This is a genomic window from Phreatobacter sp. GW821-FHT04C01 (genome assembly GCF_059420385.1).
The window spans coordinates 220,614-243,304 of sequence record NZ_JBWKTP010000002.1 but is presented as its reverse complement, the minus strand read 5'-3'; the positions used below and the strand labels follow the sequence as shown (position 1 = coordinate 243,304).

At 68.8% G+C, this 22,691-nt stretch carries 18 protein-coding genes; 11 read left to right on the top strand and 7 right to left on the bottom strand.

Annotated features, from left to right (window positions below; all coding sequences use genetic code 11):
* The first annotated feature begins 2 nt into the window (after positions 1-2).
* Entirely contained in the window at positions 3-551 is a 549-nt protein-coding gene (locus tag AC07WJ_RS08115) for a hypothetical protein (protein WP_494934053.1), read from the top strand.
* A gap of 21 nt (positions 552-572) precedes the next feature.
* Here AC07WJ_RS08115 and AC07WJ_RS08110 read toward each other — a convergent pair whose 3' ends face one another.
* Positions 573-1,622: an alpha/beta hydrolase gene (locus AC07WJ_RS08110; RefSeq protein WP_494934052.1), complete on the bottom strand. Its 1,050-nt coding sequence runs from the start codon at positions 1,620-1,622 to the stop codon at positions 573-575.
* A 244-nt stretch (positions 1,623-1,866) separates the two neighbouring features.
* Here AC07WJ_RS08110 and AC07WJ_RS08105 point away from each other — a divergent pair, with 244 nt between their 5' ends.
* Entirely contained in the window at positions 1,867-2,280 is a 414-nt protein-coding gene (locus AC07WJ_RS08105) for a tautomerase family protein (protein WP_494934051.1), read from the top strand.
* Between the two features lie 321 nt (positions 2,281-2,601).
* Here AC07WJ_RS08105 and AC07WJ_RS08100 read toward each other — a convergent pair whose 3' ends face one another.
* Together AC07WJ_RS08100 and AC07WJ_RS08095 are read right to left on the bottom strand one after the other, a co-directional pair.
* Positions 2,602-3,654, bottom strand: coding sequence for a helix-hairpin-helix domain-containing protein (locus tag AC07WJ_RS08100; protein WP_494934050.1), 1,053 nt, complete (start codon positions 3,652-3,654; stop codon positions 2,602-2,604).
* An 11-nt stretch (positions 3,655-3,665) separates the two neighbouring features.
* Positions 3,666-5,699, bottom strand: a complete 2,034-nt coding sequence (locus tag AC07WJ_RS08095) for an OmpA family protein (RefSeq protein ID WP_494934049.1) — start codon at positions 5,697-5,699, stop codon at positions 3,666-3,668.
* A gap of 260 nt (positions 5,700-5,959) precedes the next feature.
* Here AC07WJ_RS08095 and fliK point away from each other — a divergent pair, with 260 nt between their 5' ends.
* From fliK to AC07WJ_RS08080, 3 genes are all read left to right on the top strand, one after another.
* Complete coding sequence (fliK, locus tag AC07WJ_RS08090) at positions 5,960-7,471, top strand: flagellar hook-length control protein FliK (protein WP_494934048.1); 1,512 nt, start codon at positions 5,960-5,962, stop codon at positions 7,469-7,471.
* On the top strand, positions 7,468-7,749 hold the full coding sequence (locus AC07WJ_RS08085; protein ID WP_494934047.1) for an EscU/YscU/HrcU family type III secretion system export apparatus switch protein: 282 nt from the start codon (positions 7,468-7,470) through the stop codon (positions 7,747-7,749). Before fliK ends, AC07WJ_RS08085 begins: the two co-directional genes overlap by 4 nt.
* 103 nt (positions 7,750-7,852) lie before the next feature.
* Positions 7,853-9,586, top strand: coding sequence for an AMP-binding protein (locus AC07WJ_RS08080; RefSeq protein WP_494934046.1), 1,734 nt, complete (start codon positions 7,853-7,855; stop codon positions 9,584-9,586).
* 50 nt (positions 9,587-9,636) lie between these two features.
* On the opposite strand, the gene AC07WJ_RS08075 is transcribed toward AC07WJ_RS08080, so the two are convergent.
* Entirely contained in the window at positions 9,637-11,463 is a 1,827-nt protein-coding gene (locus AC07WJ_RS08075) for a hypothetical protein (protein WP_494934045.1), read from the bottom strand.
* Between the two features lie 207 nt (positions 11,464-11,670).
* Between AC07WJ_RS08075 and AC07WJ_RS08070 the strand changes: the two genes are divergently transcribed.
* The 6 genes from AC07WJ_RS08070 to AC07WJ_RS08045 all read left to right on the top strand — a co-directional run bounded on the left by AC07WJ_RS08070 (position 11,671) and on the right by AC07WJ_RS08045 (position 15,975).
* Positions 11,671-13,191 carry an NAD(P)/FAD-dependent oxidoreductase gene (locus AC07WJ_RS08070; protein WP_494934044.1) on the top strand — a complete coding sequence of 507 codons (1,521 nt, stop codon included), beginning with the start codon at positions 11,671-11,673 and terminating at the stop codon, positions 13,189-13,191.
* A complete protein-coding gene (locus AC07WJ_RS08065; protein WP_494934043.1) occupies positions 13,172-13,657 on the top strand; it encodes a GtrA family protein in 486 nt (161 codons plus the stop codon). The genes AC07WJ_RS08070 and AC07WJ_RS08065 overlap by 20 nt, the downstream gene beginning before the upstream one ends.
* Before the next feature lie 36 nt (positions 13,658-13,693).
* Positions 13,694-14,362, top strand: a complete 669-nt coding sequence (nthA, locus tag AC07WJ_RS08060) for a nitrile hydratase subunit alpha (protein ID WP_494934042.1) — start codon at positions 13,694-13,696, stop codon at positions 14,360-14,362.
* Positions 14,359-15,042: a nitrile hydratase subunit beta gene (gene nthB, locus AC07WJ_RS08055; RefSeq protein WP_494934041.1), complete on the top strand. Its 684-nt coding sequence runs from the start codon at positions 14,359-14,361 to the stop codon at positions 15,040-15,042. The genes nthA and nthB overlap by 4 nt, the downstream gene beginning before the upstream one ends.
* Positions 15,042-15,428, top strand: a complete 387-nt coding sequence (locus tag AC07WJ_RS08050; protein WP_494934040.1) for a nitrile hydratase accessory protein — start codon at positions 15,042-15,044, stop codon at positions 15,426-15,428. Before nthB ends, AC07WJ_RS08050 begins: the two co-directional genes overlap by 1 nt.
* Before the next feature lie 178 nt (positions 15,429-15,606).
* Complete coding sequence (locus AC07WJ_RS08045; protein WP_494934039.1) at positions 15,607-15,975, top strand: hypothetical protein; 369 nt, start codon at positions 15,607-15,609, stop codon at positions 15,973-15,975.
* Between the two features lie 121 nt (positions 15,976-16,096).
* Here the strand turns inward: AC07WJ_RS08045 and AC07WJ_RS08040 are convergent, their stop codons facing one another.
* The 3 genes from AC07WJ_RS08040 to AC07WJ_RS08030 all read right to left on the bottom strand — a co-directional run bounded on the left by AC07WJ_RS08040 (position 16,097) and on the right by AC07WJ_RS08030 (position 22,229).
* Positions 16,097-17,137: an NAD(P)/FAD-dependent oxidoreductase gene (locus AC07WJ_RS08040; protein WP_494934752.1), complete on the bottom strand. Its 1,041-nt coding sequence runs from the start codon at positions 17,135-17,137 to the stop codon at positions 16,097-16,099.
* Positions 17,138-17,172: 35 nt separating this feature from the next.
* Positions 17,173-19,146, bottom strand: coding sequence for a CTQ-dependent glycine oxidase GoxA (gene goxA / locus AC07WJ_RS08035; RefSeq protein WP_494934038.1), 1,974 nt, complete (start codon positions 19,144-19,146; stop codon positions 17,173-17,175).
* 263 nt (positions 19,147-19,409) lie between these two features.
* Entirely contained in the window at positions 19,410-22,229 is a 2,820-nt protein-coding gene (locus AC07WJ_RS08030) for an autotransporter domain-containing protein (RefSeq protein ID WP_494934037.1), read from the bottom strand.
* Positions 22,230-22,691 lie beyond the last annotated feature (462 nt).

The window sequence follows — 22,691 nt, the reverse complement described above, 5'->3', positions numbered from 1 at the left end:
TCATGCGTTGGCCGGTCGCCGCCAGGATCCCGTTCCGGAAATCGCCGCTTTTCGCGGCCGGCGCCACGTCATGGGGCCTTGCCCTGCTCCTCGATCTTGCGGCCTTCGCCGCCGCGGCGCAGCCGGGTGGATTGCGCGTCGGCGATTGCTGGTACGCCGATGTCCAGCAGGAAAAGACCGAATTCCGCCTGTGCATCACCGCCGAGAATTTCGTCGAGGGCGTGGTCATCCGGAAGGATGCGCTCGGCCCGGGCGTGAATGAGGGCTGGCCGGTCCAGGCGCGCTTTCGCGTCGAGCAGGGCCGGCTGCAGATCCTGGTACCCAACCAGCCGCCGAACTGGCTCGCCGCCGAAACCGACCCGTCGCGCACCGATGGCTGCGCCATCGCATTTTCGAGCGATGGACAAAGGATGACCTCCTCGGATTGCAGGGTCCGCGCGACCTGGTGCCGTCACTCGCCGCAGGAGCTGCCGCCGCTTTGCCGCGAGGGCGAGCGCCGCCGCCGGCAAGCACCGGCGGCGAACCGCCGCGACGGCGCGGCACGTCCCTAACCTTCCGCCGCCGGCGACAGATCAGCGCCACAGGCCCTTCTGCTGCAGCCAGGTCTGAATCACCTGGGCGACCTCGTTCGAATTGCGGTCCATCATGATCATATGGCTGTTGCCGCGAATGCCGGCGGCCGGCAGGTCGACGACATCGACATGGCCACCGGCCGCGCGAATCCGCTCGGCGAAACCGATGCCGGTGCGCCGGATCGTCGGCCAGCGCGGATCCTGTTCGATGAAGTCGCCATAAAGCATCAAGGTCGGCACCGTCTTCAGCACATCCGCCTTGGCCGGATCGCCGATGCTCGACGGCTCCACCGCGACCAGCGCCATCACCTTGTCGGGACGCGCCTGGGCGACCCGGAAGCCGAACTGGCCGGCCTGGCTGTGAAACACGATCACGCAGGGACAGACCTTGTCGACTAGCGCGACATAGGCGGCGATGGTCGGCTGGTCGGTGGTGGTCCAGCGCGGCGAGAGCTGGCGCGGAAACTGGTCATAGGCCTCGGTCGGGAACTGGCTGCCCGGCAGCACGCGCCGCTGGGCCGGATCGTTGCTGTAGGAGCCCTCGCCCTGGCCGATGCGGAAGCGCTCGAAGGGGTTGCCGACCGGCAGGTGCAGCGCCGGCGCCGGCCAGATGTCGGGCGAGGCCCAGCCGGAGCGGCCACGCTCCACCGCGTCGGAATTGTAGACCGTCCAGCCCCGGCGCAGGAACCAGTTGACCCAGCCCTCGCGCCCATCGGGCGTGGTCTCATAGGTGACGCCCGACAGGCCGCCGCCGTGCCAGAGCAGGATCGGCACCCGGCCACGCTCGGTGCGCGGCCTGAACCACTGCGCATACATCTGCTCGACCGCGTAGAGGCCGTTCGGATCGACCTTGGCCGGCGGCCCGCCGGGCGTGAGGACGACCTCGCGCGACGGCTGTCCGGAGACCTCCGCGAGCCTGCCGCCGACATGGAACGAGCCCATGCCGACGATCTCGAGCGGCGGCTCCTCGGCAATGGCGGGCACCGCGAACCACGGCGCGCCGAGCGCGAGCGCGGCGACCAGGCAGTGAACCGACGGCAAACGGAACATGGGCGTCTTCTCCGGAAAAGCTGTTGTCCGGCGGCTGGTACAGGGCCGGCGCGCATTGGCGCACCCACTATCCCGGCCGGTCGCGAGCCGCGTCAATCGGCAGAGGCGACAGCGGCGCGCACCGTTTCCGATTTGTGCGATTTTTGAAAAACTGAGCCAAATGAATTCACAATTGTTTCCTTCTGGGCAAGGGCCAATTGTCAACGGACCGCGCTCTTCGCGGCCTCAACCAGGGACCTCCCCGATGCCCATCATCCAGATCAAGTTCGCCGCTCCGTCATCCCAGCCGAACCTGCCCGACAAGATCGCGGCCGCGGCGGTGCGCATCACCACCGACATCCTGCGCAAGAACCCGAAGCTGACCGCGGTGACCGTCGAGGAGTTGGAGGCGGCGCGCTGGTTCGTCGGCGGCCCCTCGCTCGCCGCCCAGCACAAGGCCTCTTTCTATCTCGACATCAAGGTCGTCGACGGCACCAATACCAAGGACGAGAAGGCGGCCTATGTGGCTGCCATTTTCGCGGCCATGGCGGCCTTGCTCGGCGACCTGCATCCGGAAAGTTATGTCTATGTCCATGACGTCCGGGCCGAAGCCTATGGTTTCGGCGGGCTGACCCAGGAGCACCGCTATATCGCGGGGCGCCTGGCCGAGACGCGCTGAGGCCCGATCGCATCGAGACGGCCCGCCGCACCGAAGCGGGACCGCGGATTAACCGTTTCTTCATCCTTCGGTCGACGCCGCTCCGCGCTTCGGCCAGGATGATCGGCAGCGGACGTTCCGGGACGGGAATGGAGCGCGATCATGAGGTTTTCGATGTCGCCAACTCAGGCCGTGGCGTTGACACTCACCGGCAATTTCATTGTCTGGGGACTGATCATCGCCGCCGGAATGCACTACCTGACCTGATCAGGACCTGGAGACCCGGCCTCGACGGCAACCACCGCCGGGGCCTCGATCTTTGCGGGCGGACACGCGCCCGGTTCAGGCCTGGCGGCTGGCCCGCACCGCCTGGGCATGTTCGGTTTCGCCACCCCCGGCGAGGATCCGGGCTTCTGCGGCCCAGTTTTCGCGCTTGGCCCGGTCGGCAAATCCGGTGAAATCGGAAACATATGTCAGCTCCGCCTCGCTCATGGCGGCGATCTGGTCGAAATGCCAGATGCCAAGCTCATAGAGCCTGGCCTGGATCGCCTGATCGATACCGCTGATCAGCGTCAGATCGTCGGCCTGTCCAAGCCGCGGGCCAACCAGGCCCTGCGGAAGCGCTCCGCCATGGACCTGAGCGAGGTCGGCGATATTGCCTTCGCCGCGCGATCCGTCGTCCCTGGAACTCGCCACCTCGCCGCGGCTGGCCCGTTCCGCGAACTCCGTCATGCCACCCCTGGCCAGAACCGCGGCCTGGCCAACCCAGTCTTCGCGCTCGATCCGCCCCGGGAAGGCCAGATAGCCGCCGACCCATTGGCTTTCGGCCGGAGTCCAGGCGGCGATCTGATCGAAATGCCAGACACCGAGCGCGTGCAGCCGCGCCTCGTTCTGCTGGCCGATACCGCGGATCAGCTTGAGATCATCGCCGCCCTCGCCGCGCGGCGCGGCCAGGCCCGTCGGCTTGCTGCCGCGCGCCATGGCCTCGGCGGCCGCGGCCGCGCCCGTTAGCGCCTGGGTGGCAGCGGCATGCGGGTGCGCGTCGACCATTCCCGCCGGTGGATCGAGCGACGTCTCGGCGATCGCCTCCAGCCGCTCGATCGCTTCTTCGACCTGCTCGCCGCGCTGGGTCTGGCGGGCCAGGCTGCCGATGACGCAGCCGCCGAAGAAGGCGATGGTGAACAGGAGCGCGGTGTCGAGCCAGAGGCCCGGCCGGCCGGGCAGCCACTTCAGCAGGGCCGCCACCACCGCCGTGACCAGCAGAAAGCCGGCGAAGCCGACCCAGCCGCTGCGGCCGCGATTGTCCGGACGGCCGGCGCTGACCCAGCCCCAGATGAGCCCGCCGGCAAGGGCGATGGCGAGCGGCAGCCAGAAGGTCTGAACAAGGTACAGCATGACCGTTCTCCTCAGGACCGCGGCAAGACGGCGAACTCGACCCGCCGATTGAGCGCCATGTTCGCTTCACTGTCGTTTGGAACCACCGGCCGCGACGCGGCATGGCCGACCACGACCAGCCGCTCGGCGGCAATGCCGCGACGCACCAGTTCATCGCGGATGACCTGCGCGCGTTCCTCCGACAAGAGCTGGTTGCCATTGGTCAGGTTGCGGATATCGGTGTGGCCGGCGACCTCGATGCGCAGTGCCGGATCGCAGCGCCCGAGCGCCGCCACCAGCCGGTCGAGCACCTGGCCATGCTCGGCGCGCTGCTCGGCCTTCCAATAGTCGAACAGGATGCGATCGCCCTCGAGCGCGGTCGAGATCGCCACCATGCAATCCGGCCAGCGCTGAACGCCCGGCTGGGGTACCGCGGCAGGCGGAGCCGGGCTGCCAGGGCCGACGCCGGATGCCGACGTCGCCAAGACCGGCGGCGAAGGCGCCGGTGGCGCCGGCGGCGGCGTAAGATCGGCGGCGAGCGGCGGCACCTCCACCGGCGCCGGCAGCTCGGCCGGCGGCAGCGTGATATCGGAACGCGCGGTCACCGCCGCCCCGAGCCCCGAAACCGCCTGGCGCACCGCGGTCGCGGTGTCGAAATCCGGCGCCCTGCCGGCCAGCGCGAAGGCCCGGTCGGTCAGTTGCGCCGTGCCCTCGCGCAGCCGCGCCAGCTGGCCGAGCGCCAGCCCGCTCACCGCCGCATAGTCGACCCCGGGGGCGAGGCCCGAGGCCACCTGCATCTCGTCGACGATCCGCGCCCGGCCCGCCGCGCCGGTAGCCAGCGCCAGCACCGTCGCCTTGGCCGCCGCCGATGGCGCGAAGCCGGAAAGCGTCAGCACCCCCTCGCGCTTCGTCGCGCTCCAGGTGAACGGGCTGACCGCGGGCGGCGCGATGGCCAGGTTGCCGATGCTGAAGCCGTCGGCCGGATCCTGTGCCTTGGCGATGCTGTCGAAGGCAGCCGGGTTCGCAGCGACGCCGGCCAGCGAATAGACCCGGTCGGTGATGGCCGCGGTGCCGCTGGCGAGTTGGCCGATCTGGCCAAGCGCGGCGATGGCCTTGGCCTCGACCGCCTCGGGCAGGCCCGCCGCAACCTGCATCTCGTCGATCACCTGGCCCGATGTCGCGGCGCGAGCGGCGGCGAGAATGCGGTCGCGAGCCGCCTCGGAGGCAACGGTTCCGGTGAGCGTGATGCCGCCGAGCGTCTTGGTGGCGTTCCAGCCGGCAACCGGCGGCGGGACGGCCGCTGGCCGTGGCTCGGAAAGCGGCGCTGTCGCCGGCCCTGCCGCGGCCGGACCGACCGGGACGGGCGGCGCCGGCTCCGGCGTTGGTGCCGGCGGCGGTGGCGGCGCGGGCGCCACGACCTGCACCGCACCGCGCGCCACACCCTGCGGCAGCGCCCCGAGCGCCACGGTGATCAATGCCTGGGTCGCCTGATCGGCGGCATTGCCGGCAAAGGAGAAGGTCGAGCCGACCAGCGCGGTCGATCCGTTGGTGACCCGGCCGAGCTCCTGGATGCCGATCAGCGCGGCCGCGGTCGCGGTGGCGGGCACGTCGCGCGCCGTGGTCATCTGGTCGACCACCTCGCCACCGGGAACCGCTGCGCGCGCGGCCGCGACGATCCGGCCGCGCGAGCCGTCAGGGGCGACCTGTCCCGACAATGTCATCGTCTGGCCGTCCCGGCGGGCCGACCAGCCGAACGGATTGGCGGCCGGCAGCAGCCCCTGCGGTATCGCGGCGCGCCTGACGCCGAAGGTATCGTCGGCGCTCCGGGCGGCTCCGGTCAGCGCATCGGTCGCCGGCGCTTCGCCGGTGATCGTGGCATCGCGGCCGGCCATGGCAACCGTCGCCCAGGGCTTGCCGTCGACCGTCGGCCCGGCGGCGGCGATCGCGGCGGCGGCCCGGTGCGCCAGGTCGCGTTCGATATCGGCCTGTTTCCACCAGAGCGATGCCCCCGCCAGCAGGGCCAGGGGCAAGAGACCGGAAAACCAGGAACGCGGCTGCAACGGCATGATATCGTCCTCGCTTTCCCGCGGGCTGCGCATGCGAGGGCCTCGATCGGCCCTCGCCGCCCCCCTGGGTCGGCTGCCTGTGTCTGTCTGGATACAGCTTCGTGACCCGGACGACGGGGAGTCAAGTCGGTCGAGCGCAATTTCGCCATGATTCCCAAATGTTCGGCTGTCTGCCGCGCTGAGCCGCCACCGGCGCACGACAGTTGCGGCCCGGCGCCTGCCGCCCTAGCCTGGATCCAGGTCGCACCTGCGGAGGCCGCATGAGTGTCGAGGGTATCGTCCCGGTCGCCGCGACACCGGCGGTCGACGGCACACAGATCAAGGCGCTGATCGATGCGCTCGGCCTGAAGCCCGGCCAGGCGATCGAGGCGCGTGTCGCCGCCATGGTCGCCGACGGCATCGCCAGGCTGGTGATCGGCGACGGCACGCTGGATGTCCGCACGCCGCAGGCCCTGCCCGTCGGCGCGACCTTGACCATGACGGTCGAACGCCAGGGCCAGGCGCTGCGCCTGCTGCTGGCGACCGTCCCGGCCGGGATCACGGCCGGCACGGCGCAACCGGCGCTTTCACCCGCGCTGCCCGTCGCGCCGGCCGCCGCCGGTCCCTTGTCCGCCGCCACGGCCGGCCTCCTGCCCGGCCAGGGCGCCGCCAATGTCGTGGCCGCGCTGGTCGACCTGGTCGCGCGCGAGACCAGCGCTTCGCGGCTGGCGGGCGCCGTCGACGGCGCCCGGGCGACGGTCATCGCCCGCGGCTCGCCGGATGCTTCGCGCGTGCTCGAATCCGCGGCCGGACAGCCGCAACCGGCCACGCCGCGCGAGGCGCTGGTCGAGGCGGTCCGCGCCGCCGCCGCCCGCCAGGACAGCCTGAGCCCGCTGTTCGCCGACATCGCCGCGGTCGCCGAAGGACGCGGACCGGCCGCCGCCGCCACCTTGCCCGAGCCGGTCGCTCGCGCCATGGCCCAGGTGCTCGGCTTCCGCCTGGCCGCCGAGGCGGCCGCCACGCCCGCCGGCCTGGCGCGGGCGGTCGCGTCCGCCGGGACCTTCCTCGAGGCCACGCTGGCAGCCGGCACGGCGCCGCCGGCCGACCTGAAGGCGGCGCTTGCCGTGCTGCGCGGCGCGCTCGGCGCCTGGGCCCACGATCTCGGCCTGCCCGACCAGCCTCAGGCCGCCCCGCGCAATCCCGATCACGAAAGGCCGCCGTTGCGCGGTGCCCTGCCGCAAGGCCAGCCGCCGGCCGCCTCCGGTCTCCAGGCCGACGCGACGCCGGCCGAGACGGTGGCCAGACTCATCGACCGGACCGAGGCGGCGCTCGCCCGCATCACCTTGCTGCAGGCCGCCTCCCTGCCGGACGCCCGCGAGATCGGCCGGCCGGATGTGCCGCTGCAGACCACCGTCGAAGTGCCGCTGCGGATCGGCAACGAGACCGCCATGATGCAGTTCCAGATCGTCCGCGAACGCTCCCAGGAGGAGAAGACGGCCGGCCCCGTCGCACCGGGATCCGCCAACTGGACCATGCGCTTCTCCATGGAGGCCGAGCCGCTCGGCCCGATCCACGCGGCCGTGCGTTGGCGCGACGGCCATGTCCGGGTTCAGCTCTGGGCCGAGCGCGAGGGCGTCGCGGCCCGCCTCGACCAGGCCAGGGCCAATCTGAGCGACGCGCTCGAAGCGTCCGCCTTCACCATCGATCAGCTCTCGATCGTCGCCGGCAAGCCGGCCGACCCGCGCGAGCTCGCCGCCGTGCCGCAGCCGCCGCGGCTGGACCGGCTGACATGACCGACGAGACCGGACCGAAGCGCCCGCCCGTCGCCGTTGCCCTGCAATATGAGCAGGGCAAGGATCACGCGCCACGCGTTACCGCCACCGGCCGCGGCGCGGTCGCCGAGAAGATCATCGCCACGGCGCGCGAGCATGGCATCGCGGTGGAGGGCAATGCGCTGCTCGCCGAGGCCTTGTCCGGCGTCGAACTCGACCAGGAAATTCCCGAGGATCTCTATCGCGCGGTTGCCGAAGTGATCGGCTTCGTGCTGCGCGCCGCCGGCCGTTTGCGATGATGATGCCCGAACCTTGTGCGGGCTTGTGACAATTTGGCGGTTGCCGCGGCTCGCGTGATCCGCGCAAATGCGCCAGGATGCAAAAAAATCGCGGGAGGATTTCATGACGACGATTACCGCCACCCCGAACCGGCCCTGGGCGAAATTCTACCCCGTCGGCATCCGCGCGACGATCGACGAGGCGCCCTACCCCTCGCTCGCCGCCATGGTGCGGTCGATCGCCCGGACCTATGCGACCCAGCCGGCCTTCTCGCTCTGCCTGCCCAACGGCATGGGTGGCACGCTGACCTTCGCCGATATCGACCGGCTGTCGGATGCCTTCGCGCTCTATCTGCGGGAACAGCTGCAGTTGAAGCCCGGCGCCCGCGTGGCGCTGCAGACCCCGAACGCGCTGGCCTTCCCCATCGTCGCCTTCGGCGTGTTCAAGGCCGGCTGCGTCCTGGTCAACATCAACCCGCTCTACACCGCCGACGAGATGGGCAAGGTGTTCGCCGACGCCGAGCCGGACTGCCTCGTCGTGATCGACATGTTCGCCGACAAGCTGCCCGCCGCCTTCGCCATTCACAAGGTGCGCCACGTGGTGATCAACCGGATCACCGAATTCATGCCGTGGCTGCAGGGCGCGATCGTCGGTTTCGTCCAGAAATACAAGGACAAGTCGGTGAAGACGGCGCCGGTGGCGCATACCACCTTCCAGGCCGCGCTCGCCGCCGGCGAGGCCAGGCGCGGCTCGGTCGACGTCATCAGCTATTCCAACGATATCGGCCTCGATACGCTCGCCTGCCTGCAATATACCGGCGGTACGACCGGGGTCTCCAAGGGTGCCATGCTGACCCATGGCAACCTGATCATGAACATGGCCCAGTCGCTCGAAATGGTCGCCGGCGACATCGAGAAGGGCAAAGGCACCATTCTGACGGCGCTGCCGCTCTATCACATCTTCGCCTTCACGGTGAACATGCTGGGCTTCTGGTATCTCGGCGCGCACAACATCCTGATCCCCAATCCGCGCCCGCTGAGCAATCTGAAGAAAGCCTTCGAGAAATATCCGGTCACCGCGATCACCGGCGTCAATACGCTGTTCAACGGGCTCAACAACGAGGCCTGGTTCAAAGACAACCCGCCCAAGCATCTGAAGACCGCCTCGGCCGGTGGCATGGCGCTGCAGGAAGCGGTCGCCACGCGCTGGCTGCAGGTCACGGGAACGCCGGTCATCGAAGGTTATGGGCTGACCGAATCCTCGCCGGTCCTGTCGTTCAACCCGCTCGGCAATGTCCGCTCCGGCACCATCGGCATCCCCGTGCCCTCGACCGACATCAAATGTGTCGACGACGAGGGCCGCGAGGTGCCGCTCGGCCAGCCGGGCGAACTGGTCGCCCGGGGGCCGCAGATCATGGCCGGCTATTGGCGCAAGCCCGACGACACCGCCAAGACCATTCGCGACGGCTGGCTCTATACCGGCGACATCGCCACCCAGGACGCCGACGGCTTCTTCAAGATCGTCGACCGCAAGAAGGACATGGTGCTGGTGTCCGGCTTCAACGTCTTTCCCAACGAAGTCGAGGATGTGCTGGCCAAGAACCCGGCGGTGCTGGAGGTGGCGGTGGTGGGCGTGCCCGACGGCGCCGCCGGCGAGGCGGTCAAGGCCTATATCGTCAAGCGGCCCGGCACGGAGATCACCAGCGAGCAGATCCGCGCCTACTGCAAGGAGCACCTGACCGCCTACAAGGTGCCGAAATTCGTCGAATTCCGCGACGAGTTGCCCAAGTCCAACGTCGGCAAGATCCTGCGCAAGGATCTGCGCGCCGAGGAGCTGGCCAAGCGGCTGAACGGCTGAACGGCCGGGCCAAGGCGGCTTGCGCGCCTTCGCCCCGCCGCCTTCGCCGGTCACGCACCGGCGCCACGCCCGGCGGGCCGCAGCCGGAACACCTTGATCGGCGCTGCCGCCGGCAGCGGTATCGGCTCGAGGAAGGCCGGAATGTCGCCGCGCGCGAGCCGCGCGCCGAACCGGTCCACGTCTTCCGCCTTGTCGAGGCTCGGCCCGAGCGACGGACAATCCACCACATAGGTGGCGCCGACACCGCGCAGCAGCCGCTCCGCCTCGGCCATGTCTTTGCTGGTCCAGATCGCGATCTGCGCATGCAGCGCGGCGTTGAGCCGGTGATAGGGCGCGGCCAGGGCCCGGTGCGGCGTGAAGGCGACGACGAAGGGGCCGATATCGATGGGGCCGACGACCAGGCCCGGCGGCAATTGCGCCAGGGGGGTGACGGCCTTGCGATCGAAACAGGCCGAGGTCTCGGCGGGTGCGGCGATCGCCGGCCGCGGCCGCAGCAGGCCTTCGAGGCCAAGTGCGGCGCCGGCGACCTGGGACAGCATCACCTGGTTGAACAGGGCGAAGAAGCAGAAGCGTAGCGTCGCCGCGGAGATTCCGGCACTGGCGGGCAACCGCGCCGCGAATACCGCCAGCGAGACGCAGGACAGCACCGTGACATAGGGCAGGAGCTTGATCTGCCAGGATGCCAGGACCGCCGCCGCGGCGAGCATCACCAGGCCCACGAGCCTGCCCATGTCGCGCGGCGCCAGCCGCCAAAGCCAGGTCTGGGCGACGAGGGCTGCAGCCAGGGTCAGCGCCGCGGTGAGCGCATCGCCCGGGGCGGTCCGCGCGAGCTTCAGCAGCGACTGCGTTTCGGAAACCTGGGCCAGCCAATTGGCCTTGACCAGCGGATCGACCAGGGCGAACGGCCCGCCCAGGCAAACCGGCTGTGACATCACATAGGCCGCGAGGGCCGCCAACCCGCCGGCGCCGACGACCAGCCATCGCGCCAGGGCCCGGTGCGCCAGCGTCTCGCTTGCCATCATCCGGACCGAAGCGGCGCCGATGCCCGCCGCCAGGACGATATTGAGACCGAGCGCGTCGCAGGGAATGTCGAACCAGCGATCGGGCGCGACGCCGGCGAGAAAGGCCAGGGTGAGCGTGACCGCGCAAGCCGTGGTCATCGACGCGGCGACGCGCGCGGCCTCGCGCTCGAACAAGCCGATCAGGGTGACCAGCGCGATCAGGGCAACGACCAGGGACAGGCCTTCATAGCCGATGGCGAGGCCGAATCCGGCGAGCATTCCGGCCAGCGGCGCCACCCGTCGATCGGCATAGGAGCGCGCCGCGACCAGGATTGCGCCGGCAACGGCAATGACCATCACGCTGTGATGGTCGATCCGGCCCAGCCGGAATTGCGACAGGGCCGACAGGCTGGTGGCGGCGAAGGCGATCGCCAGCGTCGCGGCGAGGCGCCCGCCCTGCCACCCGGCACTGCGCGCGACGAGGCCGAACAGGGGTACCAGCAACAGCAGCGGCCAGACCGCGCGGGCGGTGAGCTCGGCCTGCTCCGCCGGCAGGAACCAGCCGAACAGCGTGATCAGGCCGCCAATGCCGACATCGACCAGCCGGGACCAATGCGAGAAGAGACCGTCGGCCAGGCCGAAGCGGTCGGTATGCAGGTCGAACCACGATTTGCCGCCGAGCCATTCGCGGACCTGGAGCAGCCGGACCGCGTCATCGGTATCGCCGAGCCGGTCGGGCAGCACGGACAGGCGAAAATGAAGCTCACGCGCCGCGGTGAACAGGACCGCCAGCGCCAGCCAGGCCGCGACCGGCACCTGCGTCAGCCAACGCAGCCGCATTCGAAGGCCCGGCGCGGCATCGTCGATCGCAGTCATAAGCAGCTTCCTGGCGACACGCCGGCGCGCGCCCACGGCACCTGCTTCTAGAGGAAAGGCCTTGTTTGCTGGTTAACCTGCCCGGCGACGGCCGCGGCGACGCGTTTCTCTCCCCTTAACGGATATCGGCTATCCATCGTGCGTCCCGCCGGCCGCGACGGCTCCGCACCGGCCGGCGGAAATCGAAACGCGTGTCGACAGGTCGCCATGACGCAGCAGCAGCACACCGACGTCTTCGTCATCGGCGCCGGCCCGGCCGGACTGACGGCAGCCTATCTGCTGACCAAGCAAGGCGTGTCGACCACCATCGTCGAAGCCGATCCCGACTATGTCGGCGGCATCAGCCGCACGGCGAGCTACAAGGGCTTCCTGTTCGATATCGGCGGCCATCGCTTCTTTTCGAAATCCCGCGAGGTGGTCGATCTCTGGAAAGAGATCCTGCCGCAGGACTTCATCGAAAGGCCGCGGTTGAGCCGGATCTATTATGACGGCAAATATTATTCCTACCCGCTCAAGGCCTTCGAGGCCCTGACCAATCTCGGCTACGTCGAATCCACGCTGTGCATGCTGTCCTTCATGTACAAGCAGGTGTTCCCGAACGAAAAGCCCGAAACCTTCCAGGAATGGGTGTCGAACCAGTTCGGCGACCGGCTGTTCTCGATCTTCTTCAAGACCTATACCGAGAAGGTCTGGGGCATGTCCTGCGACGAGATCTCCGCCGACTGGGCCGCCCAGCGGATCAAGGGCCTGGATCTCTGGAGCGCGCTGGCAGCCGCGCTGCGCAAGTCGATCAGCCCGAACACCACCGCGCGCGGCAAGGACGGCAAGCCGATCAAGACCCTGATCGAGAGCTTCGAATATCCGCGCAAGGGCCCGGGCATGATGTGGGAGGCCGCCGCCGCCAAGGTCCGTGAGCATGGCGGGCACATCCACATGGGCCACAGGCTGCACAAGCTCGCCCGCGACGAAGCGACCGGCCTCAGCACCATCGAAGTCAGGACGGTGGAGGGCGAGATCAAGACCTTCACCGCGCGCCATGTCGTCTCGTCGGCGCCGATCACCGAGCTGATGGCCTCGATCGACCGCCCCCTGGCCTCGCGGGAGGCGGCCGCCCGGCTGCGCTATCGCGACTTCATCACCGTCGCGCTGGTGGTCAACAAGCCCGACCTGTTCCCCGACAACTGGATCTATATCCACGAGCCCTCGGTGAAGGTCGGGCGCATCCAGAATTTCCGCTCCTGGTCGCCGGAAATGGTGCCGGATGCCAACCTCGCCTGCCTCGGCCTGGAATATTTCTGCTTCGAGGGCGACGGGCTCTGGACCAGTTCGGATGACGACCTGATCGCGCTCGCCAAGCGCGAACTGGCTGAAATCGGCCTCGCCACCGAGGCCGAGTGCATCGACGGCTGCGTCGTCCGGCAGAAGAAGGCCTATCCGGTCTATGACGAGGGCTACAAGCAGAACGTCCAGGCGATCCGCGACGAACTCGCCGGCGCGTTTCCGGACCTGCATCTGGTCGGCCGCAACGGCATGCACAAATACAACAACCAGGACCACGCGATGATGACCGCCATGCTGACGGTCAAGAACATCCAGGCCGGCAGCAAGCTGTTCGATATCTGGAATGTCAACGAGGACGCCGAATATCACGAAGCCGGCCAGTCCGGCGCACAGGACGCGCTGAACAGCCAGCGCATGGTGCCCGGCCGTGTCGCCCGAAGCGCTTGAGTTGACGCTGCGGCGGCCGGACGGCACCGGCCGTCCGTCGCTGGCCGACCGGATCCTGGGTTTCGCGACCTCGGGCATTCCGCAGCAGGCACTGGTCTATGGCCTGGTCAGCGTGCTGGCGCTCGGCATCGACCTCCTGGTCTATTTCGGCCTCATCCATCTCGGCACACGGGCCTCCGTGGCGGCGGTCGCCGGTTACGGCATCGGGCTCGCCGTGCATTTCCTGCTGTCGGCGCGGATCGCCTTCGACGGTGCCGCGACCCGCAAGTCGGCCGCGCGGCTGTTCTGGCAATTTGCGCTGAGCGGTGTCTGCGGACTGGTGGTGACGGCGGCGACCGTCGCCCTGCTGGCCGACTACGCCGGCATCAGGCCGATCCTGGCAAAGGCCGTCGCGGTCGCGCTGAGTTTCGTCCTGGTGTTTTTGCTGCGGCGGACCTTCGTCTTCGCGTCTTCCAAGTCCGGATGAGCCGCGCTAGCCTCCGGCCATCCGCCGGAGGCGACCATGCATGACGACCACGACAGCCATGATGATCACGACCATGGCCATCAGCACGGCCATGATCATCACCACGACCACGATCATAGCGAACTCTCGCCGATGGACGCCCGTGTCCGCGCCATCGAGACGATCCTCGTCGAAAAGGGCTATGTCGATCCGGCTGCCCTCGACGCGCTGATCGAGACCTACGAGACCAAGGTCGGCCCGCATAACGGCGCGCGTGTCGTCGCCAAGGCCTGGGCCGATCCGGCTTTCCGCGGCCGCCTGCTCGACGACGCCACGGCGGCGATCGCCGAACTCGGTTATGTCGGCCGCCAGGGCGAACATATGGTGGCGATCGAGAACACGCCCGACACCCACAACATGGTCGTCTGCACGCTCTGCTCCTGCTACCCCTGGCCGGTGCTCGGCCTGCCGCCGGTCTGGTACAAGTCGGCGCCCTACCGGTCCAAGGCGGTGCGCGACCCGCGCGGCGTGCTGGCCGATTTCGGCATCACGCTGCCCGCCGGCAAGGCGATCAAGGTGTGGGATTCGACGGCGGAAGTGCGTTATCTCGTGCTGCCGGAACGCCCCGGGGGCACCGACGGCTGGAGCGAGGATGAACTTGCCCGGCTGGTCACCCGCGATTCGATGATCGGCACCGGTCTTGCCAACCCGCCGGAGGCCGCATGACCGCCGCCAGCGCCGGACCGGGCTATGTCACCCATGCCGATCTCGGCGGCCGGACCGGGCTCGGCAGGATCGTGCCCGAAAAGGACGAGCCCTGGTTTCATGCGCCCTGGGAGAAGCGCGCCTTCGCCCTGACATTGGCCATGGGCGCCACCGGTTCCTGGAACATCGACCAGTCGCGATCAGCCCGCGAACAGGAACCGAACTATCTCGACATGAGCTATTTCGAGATCTGGACCGCGGGCATCGAGCGACTGATGATCGAGCGCGGCCTGATCACCGCCGCCGACATCGAGGCCGGCCATGCCGTTAGCCCTGCAAGGCCGCTGCCGCGCAAGCTGATGGCGGAGAATGTCGCCGCGGTGCTGGCGCGCGGCGGCCCGACCAGCCGCGACGTCGCCGCGCCCGCCCGTTTCGCGGTGGGTGACCGGGTCAGGACACGCGAGATCCCGGTCCCGACCGGCCATACGCGCCTGCCGCGCTACGTCCAGGGCAAGACCGGCACCGTCACCCATATCCACGGCGGCCATGCCTTCCCCGACGCCAATGCCACCGGCGCCGGCGAGGCTCCGGAATGGCTCTACACCGTGCGTTTCGCCGGCACCGACCTGTTCGGTCCCGAGGCCGATCCGACGACGTCCGTCTCGGTCGACGCCTGGGACAGCTATCTGAGCCCCGCCTGATGACCGCTTCCCCAGCCAACGGCATCTCGCCGCAGGACATTTCCGCCCTGCCCCATATCCCCTGCGACGCGGAAGGCCCGGTATTCCGGGAGCCCTGGGAGGCTCACGCCTTCGCGCTGGCCATCAGCCTGCACGGCAAGGGCCTGTTCACCTGGCCGCAATGGGCCGAGACGCTGTCGGCGGAGATCCGCCGGGCGCAGGCTTCCGGCGACCCCGATACCGGCGAGACCTATTACGTCCATTGGCTGAAGGCGCTGGAGACCTTGGTCATCGCCCGCGGCGTCGCCACCGAAAGCCTGATCGACCAGACCACGGAAGCCTGGCATCGGGCCGCCGAAGCAACCCCGCACGGTCATCCTATCGTATTGAATTCCAAGACGATTTGATGACCACGCGCACGTGATCCGAAAACCGTGCCGGGACCGGCGAAATAAGTAGCTCCGCGAGTTGACGCTGCGCGAGGCGCGAGGTTCCGTGCCGCGGGACGCAAAGCATTTCCTAAAGCCCGATCTCCGCCACCAGCCTCCGCCCGCCCGTCCCCGGAAGGAGCGACAGGGAATACCGATGCGCGCTCTGTTTTTCGCGGCTTTCGCCGCCCTCGCCCTCCTTGCCTCGCCGGTGACCGCACGGGCCCAGGGCCAGCAGGATTTCACCATGATCAACCAGACCGGCTACACGATCGACGAGATCTATGTCAGCCCGGCCTCGGCCAATAGCTGGGGCGAGGACCTTGCCGGCGACGACAGCCTCGAGCACGGCCAGCAGTTCAACGTCTCGTTCCGCCCCGGCGTCCAGGCCTGCAGCTGGGACATCAAGGTCGTCTACAGCGACGGCGACACCTCGGAATTCCGTGGCGTGAACCTTTGCTCGGTGAGCAAGGTGACGCTGTTCTGGAATCGTCAGGCCGGCACCACCCGCTTCGTCACCGAATGAGGCAGGCGGCGGAGCTGCCCCGGGTGGCTGGCCCGCTGCGAAGACCGGCAAGGGGCGGCCCGATCGGGACCGCCCCTCGTCACATACCGATCCGGGATATGCCGGCTCGTCACGGTCCGGATCAAGGCGGCAAGCCGCGCCGCCGCTGCCAGAACGGCATATCGGTGAAACGGTGCTCGGAGGCGTAGAGCGCCATTTGCCCGCTCAGATGAGCCGCGATCCCCTCCAGGAAGCTGTTTTCGTAGCGGAGCGCCACGGCAGTGTCGCCGGCGAGCAGGCCCGCGACGCTTTCGGCGGCCTGGATGCCGCTCCACAGCGCGGTGGCGAGCCCGTTCGCGCCGAGCGGATCAAGGGCGCTTGCGGCATCACCGGCACGGATGATGCGCGGCTCGACCAGCCTTGATGCCGTCACGGTGCTGGCAGCCGCAAAGTGGAGATCGCCCGCCAGGGCCGGATCGAGGCCGAGGCTCGACAGGCGCGGTGCGATCGCGATGGTCCGCGACGCCATGTCGGCCCACGTCGCGACGTCGTGTCGGAGGCCGGCCGGCAGCAGATCGGAATCGGTGAAGAGGCCGGTCATGATGCGGCGACCCGGCATCGGCGCCATGTACCACCAGCCCAGCGCCACCGCCTCGACAAGCGTGGCGGCGGCGGTTTCGACATCCTCGTCCAGCGGCAGAAGGCGGAAGCAGGCCACCATCTTGTCGAGCCGGCGCAGCGGCGGCGCGGCGGCGGACGAGATGGCGGAACGGCCGGTGCAATCGACCACGAATTCAGTCCCGATCGATGAACCGTCGCTCAGCGCGACGACAACCTGGTCCGGCGATCGCGACAGCCCCCGGACCATGCCCAGGGCGCGCTCCACGCCGCCGGCGTCGAGCGCCGCCGACATGCGCGCCTCCAACCGCCGCCGGTCGATATGCCAACCCGATGCGCCCGCCTCGGACGCCGCGGCACGCCGCAGCGAGGAGCCGCCCCAGACGGAATAGCGTCCCTCGCTCGCCAGCGCCGTCTCGTCGTCGAGCAGTCCGAGCCAGCCGAGGCTTTCGAGCTGCGTCGACGCACGAAACGAAAGCGTTTCGCCGCGATTGGCGATATCGCCGCGCGGCGCGACGAGCAGCGGCCGATGGCCGCGCAGCAGCAGGCTCCGGGCGCAGGCCATGCCTGCCATGCCCGCGCCCAGAACGACGACCGGCCTCATTCCCGCCGGTCTGGCGCGTGGTTCAGGCCCAGGTCCATCGATCCCCGCTGGACTTCGACGAAGACCTCCCTGGGAATGGCCGGGACATCCTTCGGGCCGTCGCGGCGCACCACCACGCCCATCCGGGTCCACAGCTCGATCATCCGGCGCAGGCCGTCGGTGTAGCCGGCCTCGACATGCAGGCCGATGCCGGCCGCGCCGCGCGACCAGGCGACGCGCGCGTGATAGAAGCGCAGGCGTTCCTCGAGCGGAATATCGGCCCGCATCATCTGCCTGTAGAAGCCCTCCGGAAGGACATCGACAGGCAGCAGCGCGGGCCACCAGACGGGCGTCGGGAAACCGTCGCCGGTGAGGACGGACTGGCAGCTGAACGCGTCGCCCTGCCAGGGCACACCCATCCAGCGCGTCAGATCGCCGGGCGCCTGAGGCCCGACCGGGGCGCCATGGTCGCGCCGGAGCGGATGGCCGGCGAATACGTTCTGCGGGTTGAGCTGCAGCCCGACGTCCTGAACCAGGCCTTTCCGGTTGGATATGGCGATGCGGAACGGCAGCGGCGTTTCCTTCGGCGACCGGTAGAGGGCTGCGTGACGGATCGGCCAGGTGATCTCGACCCCCGGATGGAATGCACCGCCCGAGCAGGCGTCGAGGGCTGCCCGCGTGAGTGCTTCCGGCCGCAGCGACAGAGGGATGTCGTCGATCTGCCGGACCGCATCGGCGGCGGGATCGTTCAGGTCGTTGACGAAATTGCCGCTCGCCCAGTCGCTCAGGATCTTGTGCTGGGTCGGCGTCAGCGTGAGCCAGCCGGTCGGGCTGCCCGGGAAGTTGACGCCGTCACCGAGCATCGGCGGCAATGCGTCGGCGCGGACGTCGTCACCCCCCGGCTTGCGGAACGCCGCCAGCACCTTGTCGCGCGCAGCGCGCGCGCCCGGTCCCGGATCGGCCAGCGACGTGACGACCGCGGGATCGGAGAGATCCTCGAGATCGTGCCAGGCCTTGCCGAGAAAGGACGCCTGCGCGACCCATTGCATCGTCCCCGAACGCCTGAGGATCGGCAGTACATCGCGGCGGAAGGACAAGGGACCAGCGGGCGCCTGCATGTGGCCCGCCGCGATCATCGCCTCCCGCGCCGCATCGTAGAGGCTGACGATCGGCTCGATCTGCGGCGCGAATTTCGGGCCACAGGAAACCACCCAGGCCGGCTCGCATTCCATGTCGCTCGCGCCGGCCCGCACGGTGGCTTTCACCCAGCCGTCGCACCAGTCGTCGTGCCAGCCGTCATTGTTGGTGAAGTCGCGCACCGGGTTTTGCGGCAAGGCGGTGGCCGAGACGCCGTCGGCGGGAAATACCAGGAGGCGACCGGTGTCGTCGGTGCGGAGATGCCCAAGCGTCACGGGCAGCTTGTTCCAGAACGTGCCCGCCATCTGGTAGGCCGGGTTGCGTCCCTCGCCATTCTCGGCAGCGCCGCCGATGCGCACCGGCCCGGCATCGATCACCAGCATTTTCTCGCGACGGTTCGGCGCGATCGAGGCGTTGCGCAGCGGGCCGGGGATGCCGGGCGCGTGCTCACCGCCGTCCATGGCGTTCGAGTAGCCGTACCAGGCCGCCTTGCTGTTGGCGACATGCACCGTCCAGCGCAAGCCGTCGGCCGCGCCGAGCTCCCGCACCACGCGGCCCTGATCGTCATAGCCATAGACCCGGAAGCGCTGGACCTGCTTCTTGATGCGATCCGGCCCCTGCTTGAAGCCCCCCGGCGGCTCGATCATCAAGCCCGGAACCTCGGGCGCGAGGAACCATTCATCGCCATTGCCGACACGCGAGAAGCCGATGGCCGGAAAAATCGCGGCGCGAACGATCCGCGCCCCGGCGGGAGCCGGTTGCTGCGCCTGCGCGGGCGACACGGCCGCCTTGAACAGGGCCGGCGCGGCGAGGCCGAGAACTGATGCGTTGATCAGAAAATCGCGACGTTTCATGCGACAGTCCTTCGCTTTATTCGGTTCCGTAGAGAAAAATCTTTAATGGGACATTGCCTCGCGACGTCGAGCAAGATGCCGCCGCCGATGGATGCCGGCCCGCCGCCTGCACCGTGCTTGCCGGGCGGGCGGATGGCCAAGCCACCAGCCCGCTCCGGCGCGATCCCGACCCCACGAAACGCCGCCAGGCGCCCTCGGCCCCCGAGCCGGGCGCCATCGCGCGGCAATACCGCGTGAGGCGCTGGGGGCTGCCTCCCCGGCTCTCAGAACCTGAGGTTGAGGTTGGCCTTGACCGTCTGGTCGGAAAGGCCCGCGCCGAACTGGCCGCCATAGGTGACCCCGAAGATGGCGGTCGGCGAGACCGCGAAGTCGAGACCGGCCTCGACCACGGCGGCGTCACGCGCGATCGGCACACCCGAAATCGTGAAGGCGCTGCCGCCGGCCAGGGCCAGCGACGCGAGCGGCGTCACATCGCCGAAGGCGTGCCGCCAGCCGAGCATGCCCCGCGCCTCGGCGCCGATCCCACCGAGTTCGAAGGCGCTCGAGGCTTTCACGCCGAGCGTCGTGAAGGTGGCGTTGGTCGTGGCGCTCGCCGCCGACAGTGCCGCCGGACCGCCCGCCTCACGCAGGCCGCCGGTTGCAAGGCTCACATGGGCCAGGTTCGCGAAAGGCTCGAAGGCGATCTTGCCGGCGCGAATGCCGTAGCCGAATTCGCCGAACACCTGCGCCGTGCCGGCGTGGAGATTGCCTTTCAGGCTGTCGGCCAAGGCCGCGAGGCTCACCGAGCGGCTCGTCGAAAGGTCGTGCCAGGCATAGGCGGCCCCCATGCGGAGCGCGAGATCACCCCACATGGTGCCGCCATAGAGACCGGCATGGTAATTGTCGCTCGCGCCCGCGGAACTGCGATCGCGGATGTTGAAGCTCGTGCGGCTGTAGCCGGCGACGAGACCGAGCCGCCAGGTCTCTAAGGCGAGCCCGTCGGCTCCGATCAGGAAACCGCCGGTGGACCGGGAGAGGTGCGCGGCATTGCCGTCGCCGCCGGTATGGCCCCAGGAGCCGAAGGCCTGGCCCCAGACCGCGAAACGCCCGGTGTCCGCGGCAATCGCCCGCGGCTGGCCGTCCTCGTAACGCACGACCGGAGCACGCGAGGCACCGACGGTGTCGAAGGCCGAGCGCAGCCGGTCGATGGCGGCATTGCGCACGAAGCGGCTATCCTCGATCAGCACCGTGCGGGCGGAGGCATGGATCTCGCCTGCGAGCAGGCTCAGCGCGGACGGCAGCGCCGTGGGAGCGACCCCGTAGAGACCGGCGTAAAGCGCGCCCGCGGCGCCGCTCAGCGCCAGCCCGGCCGCGGGCCGCGCATTGTCCAGCGCGCCGCCCACCGCATTGGCATTCGCCGTGGCCCGCAGGCCGTTGGCGGCGAGGTTGCCATAAGCGGTCGGCGTCACGACCAGGCTCAGGCCATGGCCACCATAGAGTGCGTCGAAGCGGGTGGCGGGCGCCAGTCCGTCGAGAGGTTGCGTCAGGGCCGAAAATGACCCCGCCAGTCCGCCACTCGCCTGGATGATCGAGAAGGATGTGCCGAGCGCAGGGGTGAAGGCATTGGTCGCGCTGCCGGTGATGCCGCGCAGCATGGGCGCAAGCGTACCCGCGACCGTGACCGTTCCGTCGACGCCGGTCGCGACCAAGCGGGAATAATTGCCCGCCCCCGTCCCGGTTCCCGTACCGTCGATATCGACCTGGAATGTCGCGCTGCCCGACAGGGCCACGGGGCCCGCCACCGTCAGCGTGCCGGGTGAATTTCCTGGGGCCAGGCGACCGGCCACGCTCAATGGCGCGTTGATGATGCCGGTGCCGCGCAGCGTGCCGTCCGTCCCCACCACCACGGCGGAAGCGACCGACCCGTTGATCGAGAGGCTGCCGCCGGCGACGTAGGAGCCGCCGGTATAGCTATTGGCTCCGGCGAGAATGAGTTCGCCCGCGCCGGTCTTGATCAGGCCGCCCGCGCCGGAAATGTCGTTCGCGAAGGTCGAGGTCATGCCCTGGGTATCGAGCACGGTCGTCCCGACGAACATGCCATAGCCGAGGACGGCCTTGCCGGCATTGACCAGGCCCCAGCCATAGACGTCGTTGACGCCGCCGGCGCCAAGAGGCGTCGCCGTGGTCAACAAGGCCTGCTGCAGGTCTTGGGCCGTGAACCAGGGAAAGGCTTCCTTCACCAGCGCCGCGACCCCGGACACGACGGGAGCGGCCATCGACGTGCCCGAGTCCACCCGATAGGGAGTACTTCCAGGACCGGTCGAATAGATATCGACGCCGGGCGCGGCGAGGCAGAAATTTTTGGCGCTGCCGCATCGATTGCTGAAAGATGCGATCTGATTGTTGGCGTCGACCGCCACCACGACCAGCCAGCCCCTCTCGAGTTCGGGGACGAGAACGGGCAGGCCGCCAAGCACATCCACATGGGGCTGGCTGTCGTTTCCGGCGGCGAAAACCATCAACGCCCCCGCTTGCACAGCCGCCTTTGCCCGGGCGATCGTGAGGGGAAAGAAGCCGTCGAGATCGCTCCGTGAGTAGTCGGCGACGTTGCAGCGGCCAGGATGCAGATCGCATTTTACGGAGAGACTGCTGTTGATGATGCTTGCCCCCTGGCCGGTGAGAAAGCCCCAGGCGCTGCTCAAATAATGGTCCGCCGTCGGTACGCGGACATGCTCGCTGTTGTAGCTTCCGATTCGTCCGGGAATGACCACCGCATTGAACGCCGCACCGTGCATTCCAACACCGTCTCGCGCGGCGGCGACGATCCCCGCGACGTGGGTTCCGTGTGCGTCGGGATCGGCCATGTCGCCCGGCAGGATCGGACGATCCCTGGAGAAGTCGTAGCCAGGCAGCACTCTGCCCGCGAATTCCGGATGCCGCGCATCGAGCCCTGAATCGGCAATCCCGACCACGACGCCGGCACCCGTGAAGCCGAGCGCATAGGCCTGGGCGGCATTGATCTGCGCCAGCGCGCCCGAGCGGAAATATTCCGGCGTTTCCCAGGCCGACAGGCTCTGCGCCCCGAGGGAACCCGCCCCAGGCACGACAAGCCCCAGAAGGCAAAGGCCCAAGGCAGAAGCACGAAGGAAAGGGTTCATATCCGCAAGATCCCGCGCGACAGCCGCTCACGGCGCCGCCCACCCGCGCCGCATCGCCACGCCTGCTGGCGCGCCGAGGGCATCGCCCCCGGAGCGTCTGCGCGCCCCGCCCTCGGCATTGAAGAACACGCCGGCACCGGGGAGCCGGTTTTCGACCTTCTCAGGGTTACGGGATTTTCGCACGGATATCGGAATGAAATCCGAAACATTGCCGAAGCCACGAGCTGCCCCACATTGCCGGTATCGGGTCACGATATCTTGGCTTTGGTATACGCTCTCTGATCGCCCCTTCTCGCCAGGATAGAACAGGGCATTTGGGCGACGCCAGAATTCAAATGTAACGAATGTCGCGAGATGTAACGCGATGTAACGGAAAGCGTGGCGGCGCCGCATCAGGGCGACAAATTG

Coding starts and splice junctions, on each gene's coding strand:
- AC07WJ_RS08115 (WP_494934053.1), top strand. CDS start 3: ATGCGTTGGCCGGTCGCCGCCAGGATCCCGTTCCGGAAATCGCCGCTT.
- AC07WJ_RS08110 (WP_494934052.1), bottom strand. CDS start 1,622: ATGTTCCGTTTGCCGTCGGTTCACTGCCTGGTCGCCGCGCTCGCGCTC.
- AC07WJ_RS08105 (WP_494934051.1), top strand. CDS start 1,867: ATGCCCATCATCCAGATCAAGTTCGCCGCTCCGTCATCCCAGCCGAAC.
- AC07WJ_RS08100 (WP_494934050.1), bottom strand. CDS start 3,654: ATGCTGTACCTTGTTCAGACCTTCTGGCTGCCGCTCGCCATCGCCCTT.
- AC07WJ_RS08095 (WP_494934049.1), bottom strand. CDS start 5,699: ATGCCGTTGCAGCCGCGTTCCTGGTTTTCCGGTCTCTTGCCCCTGGCC.
- fliK (WP_494934048.1), top strand. CDS start 5,960: ATGAGTGTCGAGGGTATCGTCCCGGTCGCCGCGACACCGGCGGTCGAC.
- AC07WJ_RS08085 (WP_494934047.1), top strand. CDS start 7,468: ATGACCGACGAGACCGGACCGAAGCGCCCGCCCGTCGCCGTTGCCCTG.
- AC07WJ_RS08080 (WP_494934046.1), top strand. CDS start 7,853: ATGACGACGATTACCGCCACCCCGAACCGGCCCTGGGCGAAATTCTAC.
- AC07WJ_RS08075 (WP_494934045.1), bottom strand. CDS start 11,463: ATGACTGCGATCGACGATGCCGCGCCGGGCCTTCGAATGCGGCTGCGT.
- AC07WJ_RS08070 (WP_494934044.1), top strand. CDS start 11,671: ATGACGCAGCAGCAGCACACCGACGTCTTCGTCATCGGCGCCGGCCCG.
- nthA (WP_494934042.1), top strand. CDS start 13,694: ATGCATGACGACCACGACAGCCATGATGATCACGACCATGGCCATCAG.
- nthB (WP_494934041.1), top strand. CDS start 14,359: ATGACCGCCGCCAGCGCCGGACCGGGCTATGTCACCCATGCCGATCTC.
- AC07WJ_RS08050 (WP_494934040.1), top strand. CDS start 15,042: ATGACCGCTTCCCCAGCCAACGGCATCTCGCCGCAGGACATTTCCGCC.
- AC07WJ_RS08045 (WP_494934039.1), top strand. CDS start 15,607: ATGCGCGCTCTGTTTTTCGCGGCTTTCGCCGCCCTCGCCCTCCTTGCC.
- AC07WJ_RS08040 (WP_494934752.1), bottom strand. CDS start 17,137: ATGGCCTGCGCCCGGAGCCTGCTGCTGCGCGGCCATCGGCCGCTGCTC.
- goxA (WP_494934038.1), bottom strand. CDS start 19,146: ATGAAACGTCGCGATTTTCTGATCAACGCATCAGTTCTCGGCCTCGCC.